The 15,223-nt window shown below is 64.7% G+C and carries 13 protein-coding genes; 8 read left to right on the top strand and 5 right to left on the bottom strand.

The window, feature by feature from the left end; all coding sequences use genetic code 11:
- Positions 1-80 precede the first annotated feature (80 nt).
- On the bottom strand, positions 81-650 hold the full coding sequence (locus BH93_RS03145; protein ID WP_080730754.1) for a TetR/AcrR family transcriptional regulator: 570 nt from the start codon (positions 648-650) through the stop codon (positions 81-83).
- Between the two features lie 221 nt (positions 651-871).
- On the bottom strand, positions 872-2,356 hold the full coding sequence (gene styD / locus BH93_RS03140) for a phenylacetaldehyde dehydrogenase StyD (protein WP_037175728.1): 1,485 nt from the start codon (positions 2,354-2,356) through the stop codon (positions 872-874).
- A gap of 293 nt (positions 2,357-2,649) precedes the next feature.
- Between styD and BH93_RS03135 the strand changes: the two genes are divergently transcribed.
- The 4 genes from BH93_RS03135 (at position 2,650) to BH93_RS03120 (ending at position 6,532) form a co-directional block, all read left to right on the top strand.
- A complete protein-coding gene (locus BH93_RS03135) occupies positions 2,650-3,705 on the top strand; it encodes a carbon-nitrogen hydrolase family protein (RefSeq protein WP_037175726.1) in 1,056 nt (351 codons plus the stop codon).
- Positions 3,698-4,699 carry a phenylacetaldoxime dehydratase family protein gene (locus tag BH93_RS03130; protein WP_037175724.1) on the top strand — a complete coding sequence of 334 codons (1,002 nt, stop codon included), beginning with the start codon at positions 3,698-3,700 and terminating at the stop codon, positions 4,697-4,699. Before BH93_RS03135 ends, BH93_RS03130 begins: the two co-directional genes overlap by 8 nt.
- 20 nt (positions 4,700-4,719) lie before the next feature.
- The gene (locus BH93_RS03125; protein ID WP_037175722.1) at positions 4,720-5,670 is read left to right on the top strand and encodes a helix-turn-helix domain-containing protein; all 951 of its coding nucleotides are present in this window, start codon (positions 4,720-4,722) and stop codon (positions 5,668-5,670) included.
- A gap of 130 nt (positions 5,671-5,800) precedes the next feature.
- A complete protein-coding gene (locus BH93_RS03120) occupies positions 5,801-6,532 on the top strand; it encodes an SDR family oxidoreductase (protein WP_037176863.1) in 732 nt (243 codons plus the stop codon).
- A 14-nt stretch (positions 6,533-6,546) separates the two neighbouring features.
- Here BH93_RS03120 and BH93_RS03115 read toward each other — a convergent pair whose 3' ends face one another.
- Positions 6,547-7,524, bottom strand: coding sequence for an alpha/beta hydrolase (locus BH93_RS03115; RefSeq protein ID WP_037175720.1), 978 nt, complete (start codon positions 7,522-7,524; stop codon positions 6,547-6,549).
- A gap of 243 nt (positions 7,525-7,767) precedes the next feature.
- Here BH93_RS03115 and BH93_RS03110 point away from each other — a divergent pair, with 243 nt between their 5' ends.
- Positions 7,768-8,220: a MarR family winged helix-turn-helix transcriptional regulator gene (locus BH93_RS03110; RefSeq protein WP_155291058.1), complete on the top strand. Its 453-nt coding sequence runs from the start codon at positions 7,768-7,770 to the stop codon at positions 8,218-8,220.
- Positions 8,217-8,597: a DUF5313 family protein gene (locus tag BH93_RS03105; protein ID WP_037175718.1), complete on the top strand. Its 381-nt coding sequence runs from the start codon at positions 8,217-8,219 to the stop codon at positions 8,595-8,597. The genes BH93_RS03110 and BH93_RS03105 overlap by 4 nt, the downstream gene beginning before the upstream one ends.
- Here the strand turns inward: BH93_RS03105 and BH93_RS03100 are convergent.
- Positions 8,591-10,972, bottom strand: a complete 2,382-nt coding sequence (locus BH93_RS03100; protein WP_037175717.1) for an ATP-binding protein — start codon at positions 10,970-10,972, stop codon at positions 8,591-8,593. The two genes, BH93_RS03105 and BH93_RS03100, sit on opposite strands and share 7 nt — an antisense overlap.
- A gap of 123 nt (positions 10,973-11,095) precedes the next feature.
- On the opposite strand from BH93_RS03100, the gene glgX reads away from it, so the two are divergent.
- Positions 11,096-13,138: a glycogen debranching protein GlgX gene (gene glgX / locus BH93_RS03095; RefSeq protein ID WP_037175716.1), complete on the top strand. Its 2,043-nt coding sequence runs from the start codon at positions 11,096-11,098 to the stop codon at positions 13,136-13,138.
- On the opposite strand, the gene BH93_RS03090 is transcribed toward glgX, so the two are convergent.
- A complete protein-coding gene (locus BH93_RS03090; protein ID WP_080739166.1) occupies positions 13,069-14,535 on the bottom strand; it encodes an FAD-dependent oxidoreductase in 1,467 nt (488 codons plus the stop codon). The two genes, glgX and BH93_RS03090, sit on opposite strands and share 70 nt — an antisense overlap.
- A 122-nt stretch (positions 14,536-14,657) precedes the next feature.
- Here BH93_RS03090 and BH93_RS03085 point away from each other — a divergent pair, with 122 nt between their 5' ends.
- Complete coding sequence (locus tag BH93_RS03085) at positions 14,658-15,221, top strand: TetR/AcrR family transcriptional regulator (RefSeq protein ID WP_037175715.1); 564 nt, start codon at positions 14,658-14,660, stop codon at positions 15,219-15,221.
- Positions 15,222-15,223 lie beyond the last annotated feature (2 nt).

Below are 15,223 nucleotides of genomic sequence, written 5' to 3'. Positions count from 1 at the left end.
CTCGAGGTCGGGTGTTGGTTCTACAGACGTTGAATAACGAAGGCATGCGGAAAGGCGCGAGTCACCCGCACACAGGGTGGTTACAGCTGAGCTATGAACCGATCGAGCATCTGGAACTGCCGATCGGCGGTGGTGTCGTCAGGGGTGAGCACGCCGAGAATCTGCATGCCCATCATCATGTTGAGCAACGTTTCGACGGCGAGATCGACATCGAAGTCACCGGCATCGCCTTCCGCGCGAGCCTGCTCGAGAAACTCTGCCATCCGCGTCCGCCACGACACCAGGGACCGACGGTTGGTCTCGTCCATGTGCTCGTCGTACATCGCGCGCTGCCACAGCGAGACTGCAATTCTCGCCTCGAGCAGAGTCTCGTCGGTCGTCGGCATCACTTCTCGGCAGAAGATGCGAAGGGCATCGAATCCTGTTGCCTCGCCGAGGGCTTCGTCGATACGACGGTTCGTCGCCTCGAAGACGTGCTCGAACGCGGTTCGGAGAATCTCGTCCTTGCCCGCAAAGTAGTGGCTCAGCGCGCCGTTCGTGTATCCCGCCTCGGTCGCGATGTCCCGCATGTTCGCGGCATCGATCCCCTTGGCAGCGATCAAACGCCAGGTTGCCGCGGTGATCGCGCGGCGGCGTTCGTCGTGATCCACGAGCTTGGGCACAGCCCTACGGTAGCGGCTCCCCGCGCAGACCTAGGGTTCGGGCATCGTCATCATCGCCTTCCGATCCGTTCGGACGTTGTTCTACGTCCGTTGAACTAAATCTTGCGACCTGCTCGTTACGAACCGAGTTTCCTTCGGTAAACACCGCGTTACCCCAGGTGAGCGGAACCTCGACCCCTGCTACGAAGTTCCGCTCACCTGCGTCAGCTCTAGAGAACGATCGTGACGACTTTCTCCTCGGTGTTGGCCTCGATTCCGGCCCATCCCAGTTCGCGGCCGGTGCCACTGGACTTCATGCCGCCCCACGGGAGCGCGGGATCGATTGCTGCCCAACCGTTCACCCACACCGCACCGGAACGAACCTGCCCGGCCAGGGTGTGCGCCCTCGACACGTCGCGGGTCCAGATCGAGGCGGCCAATCCGTACACGGTGTCGTTGGCGATGGCGATCGCCTCATCGGCCGTATCGAAGGGAATCACCGTGCCGACGGGTCCGAAGATCTCTTCCTGCGCGATCTTCATGCCGTTGTCGGCGTCGGCGAAGATCGTCGGCTCGACGAAATAGCCTGCACCGTCGGGTCGACTGCCACCGGCCGCCACTCGAGCTCCGCCGTCGCGTCCGGCCTGGATGTACCCCAGAACCGTGTCCCGCTGCGTGGCGTTGACCAGTGCACCCATTGTCGTCGACGGATCGAAGGGATCGCCCAGTACCTGCGCCGATGCCGCGGCGGCCAGGCCGTCGACCACCTGCGAGTACAGCGAGCGATGCACCAGCACTCGGGTGCCGGCAGCACACACCTGGCCCTGGTTGAAGAACAGTCCCATCGCGGTTCCGTTGATCGCTGCCTCGAGATCCGCATCCTCGAGAATGATCTGCGGCGACTTGCCGCCGAGCTCGAGCGTGGTCCGCTTGAATGTGTCGGCGGCTTTCTTGGCGATGAGCTTGCCGACCCGCGGGCTGCCGGTGAAGCTGATCTTGTCGACGTCCGGATGGCCGACCAACGCGTCGCCCGTCACTTCCCCCAGTCCCGGAACAACATTGACCACTCCGGCAGGTACGCCCGCCTCGTCGATCAGACGAGCCAGATGCAGGATGGACAACGGCGCGTCCTCCGGCGGCTTGATCACCACGGTGTTTCCAGCCGCCAGCGCAGGCGCGAGCTTCCACCCGGCGATCATCAGCGGGGTGTTCCAGGGAACGATCATGCCGATCACACCGACGGGCTCGCGAACGGTGTACGAGTGCGTCGGCTGCCCGAAGTAGCCTGCAGTGGGGATGGAGCTGCCGGTGATCTTGTCGGCCCACCCGGCGAAGTGCCGGAAAGTGGCTGCGGCATTGGGGATGTCGAGCATCGCCGGCTGACCCACCGGCTTGCCCACATCGAGAGCCTCCAGCCGCGCCAAGAGATCACCGTCCCGCTCGATGAGGTCGGCGATCCGGTTGAGCAGCTTCCCCCGAGTCGCACCGGGGGTTGCGCCCCACTCGCCACCCAGTTGTGCGCGGGCCGCACGCACCGCGGCATCGACGTCCGAGGCGGTGGCCGCAGCAACCTCGGCCAAGGGCTGTTCCGTGGTGGGGTTGATATCGGTGAAGGTGCCTCCGTCGGATGCACCGCGCCACTGCCCTGCGATGTAGAGCTCGGTGGCGGTGCCGGTCGGCAACGACGGTGCGGCCGATTCCTGTACTGCGGTCATATGTCAAAGCTCCTTCTCGGGTGCCGATCACGGCACCTGTGGCGTGTCCGTTCCCAGATTGCGCCCGCGGCGGCTCGGAGGTCTTGTGTGATCGCGCACACATTGTGCGATAGATGCGCACCACCGATCGACCTCCGCGCGTGACGATCGTGTGTCGAGACATCGGGACCCGGTTACCACCGTGTTTCGCCGCCCCGGCGTGCGACGGAGAGTCAATTTTTCCGACACGACGAGGCCATCGAACGGCCTTTCAGCAGGCAAAACTGGGGCACTCCCCAACGAAAGGCCCTTCCATGAACCACCATCAGTTCCGCGCCGCAGCAGTCCAGGCCGCGCCGATCTTCCTCGATCTCGACGCCTCGATCGACAAGGCGATCGGCCTGATCGAGGACGCAGCTCGCGCCGGAGCCGAGCTCGTCGCGTTTCCCGAGACCTACCTGCCCGGCTACCCCTGGTACATCTGGCTCGACGCACCGGCATGGGGATTCCAGTTCACGCAGCGCTATTTCGACAACTCACTCGAGTACGGGACACCGCAGGCAGCTCGAATTGCGCAGGCCGCCAAGGACAATCACATCATGGTCGTGATGGGTCTGAGCGAGCGGTACAAGGCCAGCCTCTACATCGCCCAGTGGATCATCGACGCGGAAGGCAAGACCGTCGCCATGCGTCGCAAGCTCAAGCCGACTCACGTCGAACGCACCGTGTACGGCGAGGGCGACGGATCCGATCTGTCGGTGTACGAGACCGACCTCGGACGCGTCGGCGCACTGTGCTGCTGGGAGCACTTGCAGCCACTGTCGAAGTACGCGATGTACGCCCAGAACGAGCAGGTTCACATCGGAGCGTGGCCCAGCTTCTCGCTGTACACCGGGGCGGCCTATGCCCTCGGGCCCGAGGTCAACACGGCTGCCAGCCGCATCTACGCCGTCGAAGGTGGCTGTTTCGTCATCAGCCCGTGCGCGACGGTCTCGCCCGAGATGATCGACATCATGTGCACCGACGACGCCAAGCGTGCGATGCTCACCGCGGGCGGCGGTCATGCCCGCATCTTCGCGCCCGACGGCCAACTGATGCACGAGCCGCTTGCACACGATGAGGAGGGCATCGTCTACGCCGACATCGACACCAGCCTGATCTCGATCGCCAAGGCTGCCGCCGACCCGGCCGGCCACTATTCGCGTCCGGACGTGACGAGACTGTGGCTCGACAAGACTCCCGGCGACCGCGTCGTGTCGGGTGCGCAGCCAGTCGCGAACGCGCGCTACGACTTCACCGAGGACGCCGCCGAGGTACGTCTCGAGATCACCGAGCAGCTCGCTCACGACGAGGACGCCGCCCATGTCTGAGCTCGAATCCGCGATACCCGATCATCTCGTCGTTCCACGGTCGTGTCCGCGCAGCACACCCGAGGGCTACCAGCCGCCCTTCCCGTCGTACGTCGCCCGCTTTCCGGTGTCCACCGAGCGAGTCGTCATGGGCTACTTCGGAATACAGAGCATGCCCGACGCCTCCCCGTGGGGTGACGAAGGTCCACCCCGGACGGACCGGGCGCGCTACACCGACGAGGAAGGCACCGACACGACGGTGTTCATCGGCTACTGGGACGACGTGGCAACGTTCGACCGCTGGTTCGACACCGTCGGCCGACACTGGACGAGCGTCCGAGGTCGCTTCGTCGAGATCATCAGACCGACCGTCGACCGCTACGAGACACTGTTCTCCTCCACCGGACGAATGGAAGGTGTTGCCACTCTGACCGATTCACTCAGCGGGACCATCGTCGAGCATGCCTACTGGGGCGGGGTTCGAGATCGAATCCCGTTGTCGCAGAACGACTCGCTTGCTCCCAGTGGGGATCCGGAGATCGTCCGCGAGGGCGACAGAGTCAGGATCGTGCCGCAGGAGAACCTCTGCCTCATCCGATCCGGGCAGGACTGGGCCGATACGGCCGGGGCCGAACGGGAGATGTACCTGCGAGACGTCGAACCGGTGTTGCGTGCCGGCATGGACTTTCTCCGCGACGACGGACTGGCCATCGGCTGCTTCGCCAACCGGTACATGACCGTCGTGACCGACAACGGCACCGATACCGACAAATCGTTCGGCATGAGTTGGTGGCGCAGCCTGAGCGATCTGGAGACATGGGCCGAGTCGCATCCGACGCACGTGGCCATCTTCGGTGCCGCACTGAAGTATCTGTCGACGATGGGCCCCGCTGCCTCCCTGAGGCTCTATCACGAGGTGACCGTCGCGGCGGCGGACGAGCAGTACTTCGAGTACTTCGGTTGCCACGGCCGCACAGGTCTTCTGCGCACCGCTGCGGAGCGTTCTACTCTGTGACCGGACAGGAGGTACCTGACATGGGCGATCCGCTGCGCACCGATTCGGTGGACCAAGCCGACAGCGTCGACTTCTGGACGGCGGCGGTGAGCCGGACGTACGTCGATCTCGAGTGCACGATTCCGGAGGACGCGTCTGCGATCACCGGGCGTATCGAGTCGACCGGGCTTGCGACTCTCGGATTGTCGCGGGTGACGGCGACGGCGCAGAGCGTGCTGCGGACGCCTGCAGGTATCTCCCGAACCAGTGACGACTACTTCCTGGTCAGTGTTCAGACGTCGGGAACCGGGTTCGTCGTCCAGGACGACCGAACTGCGGTCCTGCAACCGGGGGACTTCGCGCTCTACGACACCACCCGGCCCTACAGTCTTCGCTTCGACGACCCGTTCGCTCAGTACGTTCTGATGCTCCCCGGAGCAACGCTACGGACGCTCGTCCGGGATACGAATTCGCTGACCGCGCGGGCTGTGTCCGGGCGGCACGGCGCGGGAAAACTGCTCGTCAGCATGATCTCGTCGATCATGGACGACGCCGACATGAGCACGGCCTCGGCCGAGGCCGTGTCGCAGAGCGTCGAGTACATCCTGGTCGCGGGCCTGGTCGGACTCACCGGAGTCGAGAAGCCCGCACCGTATGCGGCGTCCGAGAGACTCGGCGAGATCAAGCGCGCGATGACCGCGCGACTGCGGGATCCGGACCTGACCGTGACGGAAGTGGCTGCCTCGCTGCACTTGTCGTTGAGCACGGTGCATCGAGCCTTCGCCGGTGAGCCGTGTACCGCCAGCGAGTGGATCTGGATGCAGCGACTCGACGGCGTCAAACGTGCTCTGTGCGAACCGCAGAATGCCCGCACGACCATCGGAGCCCTGGCTGCATCCTGGGGATTCACCGACCCGGCCCACTTCAGCCGTGCCTTTCGGGCGCGCTTCGGCTGCACTCCCAAGGACTTTCGCGACAGCAACCGCGGGTGAGCCCAGATCCCCAATGACCCTGCCGGCGTGGGCCGCCCACCCAGTACGGCCACGAAATGACTCCCGTGCTTCTACGAAACTCTCTGTGATCGCGCACACATTGTGCGGCGGACGCGCACCGAGTGAAGCGATGCTGGACGGCGTGAACACCACCGCGAATCGCACCTACGTTTTGATCGGCGGAGGAACCGGAATCGGCTATGCCGTCGCCGAGAAGCTGATTGGGCTCGGGGCCCGCGTGGTCCTGGGCGGCCGTACCAGCACCACCCTGGAACAGGCTGCCTCCCGGCTGGGAGGACACACGAGATGGGCGACTGTCGATACCTCCGAAGACGAGTCGGTCCAACAGTTCTTTCGCTCGGTGGACACCGTCGACGGGATCTTCACGACAGCAGCCGGCTACCGCACCGGGTCGATGCGGGAGCTCAGCATCACCGATGCAAGCACCCCGTTCGAGTCGAAGTTCTGGGGTCAGTACCGCGTGGTCAAGGCCGCCCTCGAACTGCTGGCCGCTGATGCGTCCATCGTGCTGATGTCGGGGGCTGCCAGTGTTCGCCCGCCCGCTCCGGCTCCCGCGTACGTCGCAGCAAATGCAGCGATCGAGGGGCTCGCCCGCGGATTGGCCGTCGAACTGGCTCCGATTCGCGTCAATGCGATTGCCCCGGGAACCATCGACGGTCACTTGTGGTTGCAGCGCGAAGAGAGCATTCGTACAGCAGCTTTCGAGCAGTACAGCCGCGATGCCCTGTTACGTCGCCCCGGCCACGAGCACGAAATTGCCGATTCTGTCGTCTACCTACTGACTTCGACGTATACCACCGGATCCACCCTGTACCCGGACGGCGGCTACGCGTTGCGCTGAGCAACCCTGCGACATCAGATCCCGAGCGAGCCTGCCAGCGTCGGCCAACTCTTGGGCAACTGGTCCACCCAGTAGGGCCACGAGTGAGTCCCGGTCTCGGTGAAATCGAAGGTGGCGGGGATGTTCAACTGACCGAGTCGGTCCGCAAGTCGGTGGGTGCAATAGTTCGCCCCCACCTCGATGAGACCGCCGACCACCACAACATCCAATGCCGATGCGCTGTCGAAACTCTCGTGCGGGCCCGGTGCACCGGTTCCCACCGACACGTATACGTCGGTGCCGCGCAGACTCTCTGCATTGACGACCGAATCGTGCTCCACCCAGGCAGGATCGAGAGGTCCGCCCCACATGTTGTCGGCGTTTCCACCGAAGGCTCCGACGATGGCCCGAATGCTTGCCTGGCCCAACGGCTCCGAGGACGCGAAGCACCCGCTGTACGACGCCACCCCGGAGTAGACGTCCGGGTTACGTGCGGCCAGCATCATGGCCGATTGAGCACCCATCGACAGCCCCGCGATCGCGTTGCGTCCGTTGCCGTCCACGGCTGCGTCGATCAACGGCGGAAGTTCCTTCGTCAGGAACGTCTCCCATTGGTACCGGCCGAGCTTCGGATCGTCGCGCTGCCAGTCCGTGTAGAAACTGCCGGGACCGGCCAACGGCAGCACGACGTTGATGTTCTTGTCGGCGAAGAATTCGGCGGCTCCACCTTTGCGCAGCCACATGCTGTTGTGCGGATCCTCTTCACCGATGCCGCTGAGCATGTACAGCGTCGGGCGCGATCCGGTCTTCACGGCCGGAGTCAACACCTGTACCTCGACGATTCCGCCCATGGCAGGCGAGTCCACACTCAGCGTGCGCAGGGTGTCGGACGCGATCGCGGTGTCGACGATGCGAGCAGCGGAGTCGGCCGGAGCGGCGACAGCCACGCCGATCGAGGACAACGACATCGCTGCAACGACGATGAACGGGGTGAAGATGCGTCGACGACGCATGGCGATCCTCCGGGAAATTTCGAGGGAAACAGCGAATCGACACGGAGCATCGCACAAGTTCGGACGGGATATGACGTCGAATGCGAAGTCCGTCGAATTGGACCGACCGGGACTCTGCCGTCGCATCACCGTGGGAGCTGTTTCCCTGTTTTGCAGCGCTTTTCGGGCGCAACTCTCGATTCGACCGCGATTGTTATTGCACGAACCATTCGTGCACTAACTAAATCTGCTAGCCTGGTTGTCGTGAACACCACCGACGATCCACTCGCACTCGATCGGCAAGTCTGTTTTGCGCTCGCCGTCGCCAACCGTGCTGTGCTGTCGGTGTATCGGCCACTGCTCGAGCCGATGGGGCTGACGCATCCGCAATATTTGGTGATGCTGGCACTGTGGGGCGAGTCGCCGATGTCGGTCAAAGCCATCGGATCGGCGTTGCAGCTCGACTCGCCCACGCTTTCACCGCTCCTCAAGCGTCTGGAATCGATGGGGCTACTGTCCCGCACGCGCAGCCCCGAGGACGAACGCGTCCTGCTGATCGCGCTCACCCCGGCTGGGACCGCACTGAGAACGAGAGCAGAGAAGATCCCGCCCGCTGTCGTGGAGAAGCTCGGCGCGTCACTGGCCGAACTGGACGACCTTCGACGCGTCCTCACCCGTGTCAACGACGCGGCCATCGCAGCAGGAGCACTGTCATGAACACGAACCGGAACCGACCGTCCTTCGGCCAATGGCTGGGCTACGCCGTCCTCGGCCGCAAACTGCCCGATTCCCTGCAGGATTGGGTTCGACGCGACCTCGTCGGGCCGGGTGCGACGCCGCGTCACATCCTGCGGTCGATGATTCCGTTCCTGCCGATCTTCATCGGATTCTTCGTCTTCTTCCCCGGAGCGATCTGGCTACGCGCGTCGATGGTGTTGCTCAGTCTGCTGCTCGCGCTGTTCTACACCGCCGCCTACATGGACCAGAACCGCGCCCGTCGCCTCGAAATCCATGGGCTACCGGCAGATTTGAAGAGTGAGAAGAAGATGGCCGACATGCAACGCGAGCGCGAGAACTACCGCCGCAATCACTGACCCTCGCGGCTGAGCCCAGCGGTGAAGTCGTCGGCGATCATGGTTGCCAGGTCGCGGGTTTTGCGGTTGGTGTTCTGCGACAGTTCGGTCAGTTGCGCGAAGGCCGCGTCGGCGTCGATGCGGTACACCGACATCAGGATTCCGACAGCACGACCGATGGCCGCGCGGGTGTCGAGGGCGCTGCGCAGCGTCGCGGTCTGGTTGTCGCTTTCTTCGAGCAATTGCTCGCGCATGCGGGACAGTTCGAGGTGCACTCGAACTCGGGCCACCAGCTCACGGTCGTGGAACGGTTTGACGATGTAGTCGTCTGCACCGCGCCCGAGGCCGTCGAGCACGAAGTCGGTTCCCGCCCTCGCAGTCAGCAGGATCACCGGCACTCGCTGCAGGGCGTCGTCGCGGCGGATGTCGCCGACGAGGTCCAGTCCGCTGCGTCCGGGCAGCATGACGTCGGTGAGCACCAGTCCCGGTGTCGTCGAGCGCGCGCGGTCCAGCGCGGTCTCGACGTCACCCGCGGTCGTGATGGTCCATCCTTCGTCGGTGAGCAGCCGGACGAGGTAGTTGCGCATGTCGATGTTGTCTTCGACGAGCAGTATGTCCGCGCGGTCGATCGTGACCGTTGCCGGTTCGTGCGGTGCGAAGATCGCGGACACCGAATCCACAGCCGGGATCGGTCGATCGACGCCCGCGATCGACTCGACGGGCAGTCGAGGTACGAGCACGGTGAAGGTACTACCGACACCCACCTGGCTGTCGACGTCGATGCGTCCGTCCAGGGCCGTGATCAGATCCGACACGAGCGCGAGTCCGATCCCGGACCCCTCGATGCTGTGCGCACCGGATCGTTCGACGCGGTGGAACCGATCGAATATTCGGGGCAGATCGTCCTCGGGAATGCCGAGACCGGTGTCCGCGACGACCAACCGAATCGCGTCCGCATCGGCTCCGAGGCGGACGGAGATGCGACCGGCCGGGGTGTATTTGACGGCGTTGGCGACCAGGTTGAAGACGACCTTCGCCCACATCTCTCCGTCGGTGAGAACGACCACGTCCTCGGCCGCGTCGACCACGAGCTCGAGGCCCTGATCCGACACCACCGCCGCGAACATCGACGCACAGTCACGCGTCACCGCGGCCAGGTCGGTGGGCTCGAGACGGGCGCGCAGTCGGCCGGCGTCGGCGCTGACGACGTCGAGCAGATCGTCGACGAGACGACGGAGCCGAGTCGATGCACGGTGGACGACGTCGAGGGAGTCGCGGTCGGAGTCGGTCAGGATCGACGTGGTGCTCTCGCGCACGGCGTCCAGCGGGCCGGCCAAGAGGGTGAGCGGAGTCCTGAACTCGTGTCCCACGTTCTCGAGCAGTCGAGTCTTGGCCTCGTCGGCCTCAGCCAGCGCCGCGACGCGAAGCCGTTCCATCTCGAAAGCATGCGAGGCGGTCAATGCCGTGGACACTCGCTCGGCCACTGCGACCAAGAACGAGGTGGCGGAATCGTCGCGGGCTCGAAATGCATCGACTCCGACCAGCAACGCACCGATGGGTCGAGCGTGTCCGGCCAGCGTCAGCGGAACGATCACCGCATTCTCGACCGTTCCGTCCACGTCGACGGTCGCGCGAGCGATCCGTCCGTCCGAGACCCCGACAACGTCGGCGAGGTCCCAGGTAGCGGCCTCGCAGCCGAGTGCACCCGCGGTCGCGATGTGCTCGAGTTCTCCGTCGTCGGCAAGATCGCGTCGCAGGTACGCCGCCACCAGAGGGAACTCACGTGCTTCGTTACCCAGCGCCTCGACTGCGGCGCGGCAGATGCCGACGGGGCCACCGGTGTCGTCGCCGGTCAACGATCCGAGAGCGAGGAGCGCATGCATGCGCCGCTCGCCGAGCACCTGCATCGTCACCTCCGTCGTGGCAACGAACACACCCAGCACCGTGCCGCCCGGCCCGAAGATCGGGCTGTACGAGAAGGTCCAGTACGTCTCTTCGGGGTAGCCGTACCGCTCCATGACGAACAGCTGGCGAACACCGTGCACGGGCTCGCGGCCGTCCACCACCTGCGCGCACAGGCCTCCGACGTAGTCCCACATTTCGGACCAGCAGTCACTGGCCTGCTGACCTACCGCCCCGGGAAACTTGTCGCCCAGAAAGTCGGTGTACGAGTGATTGAAGATCTGCACCAGGTGCGGTCCCCACCAGATCAACATCGGGATGGTCGACGGCATGACGGTGCGAATGGCGGTCACCAATTCCCGCGGCCACTCCTCCACCGGACCGAGCTTCGTGGCGGTCCAGTCGAGCTCACGAAACCGAGTGTCGGTGGCGTTGTCACCCGGAAACAGTTCGTCCAGCCGGGCATCACTGTCGGCGGGTTCAGGGGGATTCATCGCATCGTCCTTCTCATCATGCGTCCCGCTTGTCTCCGGCCGGCGCAATCTCGGCATCGATACTAGCCGAACGACCGGTATGCAGGCGTTTCGCACACCCCCCGTGGGGGTACAGCGGCGAGCATGCCCTCCTCATCAAGTCTCCCGTACCCCCTGGGCGTCTCGCGTCTGTCGAACGACGGTGCCAACCTTGCCGTCTACTCCGAAACCGCGGACTCGGTGTCCGTGGTCGTCCTGAACGACGACGGAACAGAGCGCAGTACAACGCCGTTGACGCTTCGCACCGGTCATGTCTTCCACGATCTCGTTCCCGATGTGACGCCGGGAGCCCGCTACGGACTGCGGGTCGACGGCCCGTGGGATCCCGCCTCGGGCCTGCGGCACAATGCGGCGAAGCTGCTGCTCGATCCGTATGCCACCGCCATCACCGGTCAGGTCGACTGGAACGAATCGGTGTTCAGCCACCTGCACGCCGAGCCGGAGACCCGCAACGACGAGGACTCGGCTCCGTACATGCCGTATTCCGTTGCGGTGCAGTCGAATTTCGATTGGTCCGGTGACGAGTCGCCGCGCACACCGTTGGACAAGACGGTCGTCTACGAGGTGCACGTCAAGGGCTTCACTGCCACCAATCCGGATGTGCCCGAGGATATTCGGGGAACGTACGCCGGCTTGGCCCACCCCGCCGCTATTGCGCACTTGAAGCGCATCGGGGTCACGGCAGTGGAGTTGCTGCCGATCCACCAGTTCGTCCAGGACTCGCACCTGCTCGAAGAGGGCCGACGCAACTACTGGGGTTACAACTCCATCGGCTTCTTCGCACCGCACAACGAATACAGCAGCAACGGCGACACCGGCGGCCAGGTCGACGAGTTCAAAGCACTGGTCAAGGCCATGCACGACAACGGCATCGAGGTCATTCTCGACGTCGTCTACAACCACACCGCCGAGGGCAACCATCTCGGACCGACCCTCTCGCTCAAGGGAATCGACAACGGCTCGCACTACCGATTGGTCGACGACGACCGGAGTGCGTACTACGACACCACCGGCACCGGCAACAGTCTCAATGTCGGCCACCCCGCTGCGCTGGCGCTGATCCTGGACTCGCTGCGGTACTGGGTGACGGAAATGCACGTCGACGGCTTCCGGTTCGACCTCGCGAGCACACTGACCCGTCAGGACTCGGACCTGGACGTGCACAGCGCTTTCCTGAGCCTCGTGCATCAGGACCCGACGCTCGCTCCGGTCAAACTCATCGCCGAGCCGTGGGACACCCAGGGCTACCAGGTCGGCGGCTTCCCGGCTCGCTGGTCGGAGTGGAACGGCAAGTTCCGCGACGACGTTCGAGACTTCTGGCGCGGTGAGAGCGGCGCGCTCCCGGCTCTGGCGCAACGCGTCACCGGCAGCCCCGACGTCTACGAGAGCACCCGGCGCCCCACGTTGGCGAGCGTCAACTTCATCACCGCACACGACGGCTTCACGTTGGCGGACCTGAACTCCTACGACGACAAGCACAACGAGGAGAACGGCGAGGACAGTCAGGACGGCGAGTCCGACAACCGCTCGTGGGGTTGCGGCGCCGAGGGACCGACCGACGACGAGGGTGTCAATGCACTGCGCGCTCGTCAGCAGCGCAACCACTTGGCGACGCTGCTGCTGTCGGCCGGAGTGCCGATGATCCTCGGCGGAGACGAGCTGGGCCGGACGCAGAACGGCAACAACAATGCCTACTGCCAGGACAACGAGGTCTCCTGGTTCGACTGGAGCGCAGCCGATCAGGAGCTCATCGACTTCACGACGCATCTGATCGCGCTACGTGACGAGCACCCGGCACTGCGTCCCACGTGGTTCCGTCACGACAGCGATTCCGACGAGGAAGGAGCCGGCCCGGACACCGTCGACTTCTACCGCGCCGACGGCGAAAAGCTCTCCGACGACGACTGGACCGACGGCAACGCGCACAGCATTCTGGTTCTCATGCGCGGCGGCGAGGGAGACGCGTCGTTCGCCTGGATGGTGAATGCTTCTCCGTCACCCGTCGAATTCACTCTGCCGGAAGGGAAGTGGGCTCAGTCGATCTCGAGCGACCCCGATCAGGCGTACGAGGCGGGCGGTCCGTCGATCCTGATTCGTGAGCACTCGTTCACGTTGCTGCAGGGCTGACCGGTCCATCGTTCGAGAACCTGTTGCCACTCCTCCGATTCGGAGCGTCCGGCCCACGCGATGTAGCCGTCGGGCCGGACGAGAACGGCTGGGCCTCCATCGGTGCGACGAGCGATACCTGCTGTACTGCAGTCGCTCTCGCCGATCAGCAGAAAGTCGTGCGCACGAAGCCTGTCGGTGACCGTGCCCTGGTTCAGCGGGATCCGTACGGCTCGGGTACCCACCAGGGCATGGTCACCTCGGGTGCGCGCGTACGAAATCCCCACCCCCGAGAACATGCCCGCGATCTTGCCGACCGCACGTTGCCTACGAAGCACCCGTGCGGACACGATGTTGCGTAGCTTCTGCGCTACCACCGAGCGCAGCAACAACATGCGGATCGTCGCGCCGCTACTGCGCAGCACCAGCTTTCCCACGGGATGCCGCTCGTCGTGATAGGTGTCGAGGATCTTCTGGTCGGCACCGCCGAGGACGGCAGCCAGCTTCCAGCCGAGGTTCATCGCGTCCTGGATTCCGGTGTTCATGCCCTGTCCCCCGGCAGGCGAATGTACGTGCGCAGCATCGCCGGCCAGGAATACTCGGCCCACTCGGTAGCGCCGGACTTGCCTCTCGTCGCAGGAGAAGCGCGAGCTCCATCGCACGTCGGTCCAGCCGTAGTCGGTTCCGATCGCACGGCGCACCACGTCGCGAAGCCGCGTCTCGTCGACCGATGCAGCTACATCTGCCGTGTCGGTACGGTCGCAGGCAATCACTCGGAACCAGCCGTCGCCGAAGGGCGCAACGAACGCAAAGCAGTCCTTGCCCGCGCCGATGTTGATCAGACCGTTGGGCGGATCGGTCAACCGGACATCCGCGAGCATGATCGACCGCAGCAACTCCTTGCCGGGGAAGTCGAGTCCTATCGACGTGCGGACGATACTGTGCACCCCGTCGGTGCCGGCCGCATACGACGCCGTCCATTCCTGCGCGCTGCCGTCGGCCGCCCTCCCGCGCACCACGACTCCGTCGGCGTCCTGTTCGAGGCCGGTGACCGTCACCCCGCGCAGAATCCGCGCACCGGATGCCCGCGCGTACTCCTCGAGTCGAGAGTCCACGTTGGTCTGTGGTGTGACCAGCAGATACGGAAACTGCGACGGTAGTACGCCGAGGTCGAGGGACAGCCCGTTCCAGAGTTTCAGTCCCGAGGCGTGCGCTCCGGTGGTGAGCAGGTCCTCGGCCAGACCACGACTGTCGAGGACCTCCAGCGTGCGGGCGTGCACTCCGAAAGCTCGCGACAGCGGTGACGGTGCATCGTGTTTCTCGAGCACCGTCACCGAGCGGCCGGCACGCGCGAGTTCCCCCGCCAGCATGCAGCCCGCCGGACCTGCACCGACGACGATCACGTCCGAATGGTTCATGACGTACTCCCACTGTGGTCAGCGAATTCCTGGGTCAGCGAATTCTCGGTCAACGCTTGTTGACTTCCGACGATAGACCCGTCGAGCGCAGTGGTCAACGGTCGTTGACTTAGGCTACGGAGATGACCGAACGACAACCTCGATCCGCGACCGCCACCCGGGCTCGCATTCTCGACGCAGCCCGCGCACAATTCGCGGCCGACGGCTACGACCGCACCACCATGCGGTCCGTCGCCGGCACGGCAGGCGTCGACGCGGCCATGGTCGTCCGGTATTTCGGAACCAAGGAAGCGCTGTTCGCCGAAGCCGCCACATTCGTACTCGACATTCCGGATCTGACCGACATCGCACCCGACAGAATTGCAGAAGTGTTGATGCCCAGGTTCTTTCAGATCTGGGAGGAGGACGGCACATTCCTTGCCTTGATGCGCGCGGCCGCCACCAACGCCGCCGCAGCCGCGGCGATGCAACAGGTGTTCGCCACGCAGGTAGCGCCTGCCCTGGCCGCCGTCACGGTCGACCGGCACGCAGAACGCGCTGCGCTCGTCGGAACCCAGGTACTCGGCCTGGTCTTCGCTCGCTACATCCTCCAGGTGTCGCCACTGGCAGAGATGAGCCACGAGCAGTTGGTCCGGTGGGTAGGGCCGACGCTGCGGCGCTACCTCACCGAACCACTCGACCGATAAGG

Origin of the sequence: Rhodococcoides fascians A25f, assembly GCF_000760935.2 — a bacterium.
In the GTDB taxonomy this organism is placed as follows: Bacteria; Actinomycetota; Actinomycetes; order Mycobacteriales; family Mycobacteriaceae; genus Rhodococcoides.
This window is presented reverse-complemented; position numbering and strand designations above follow the sequence as displayed.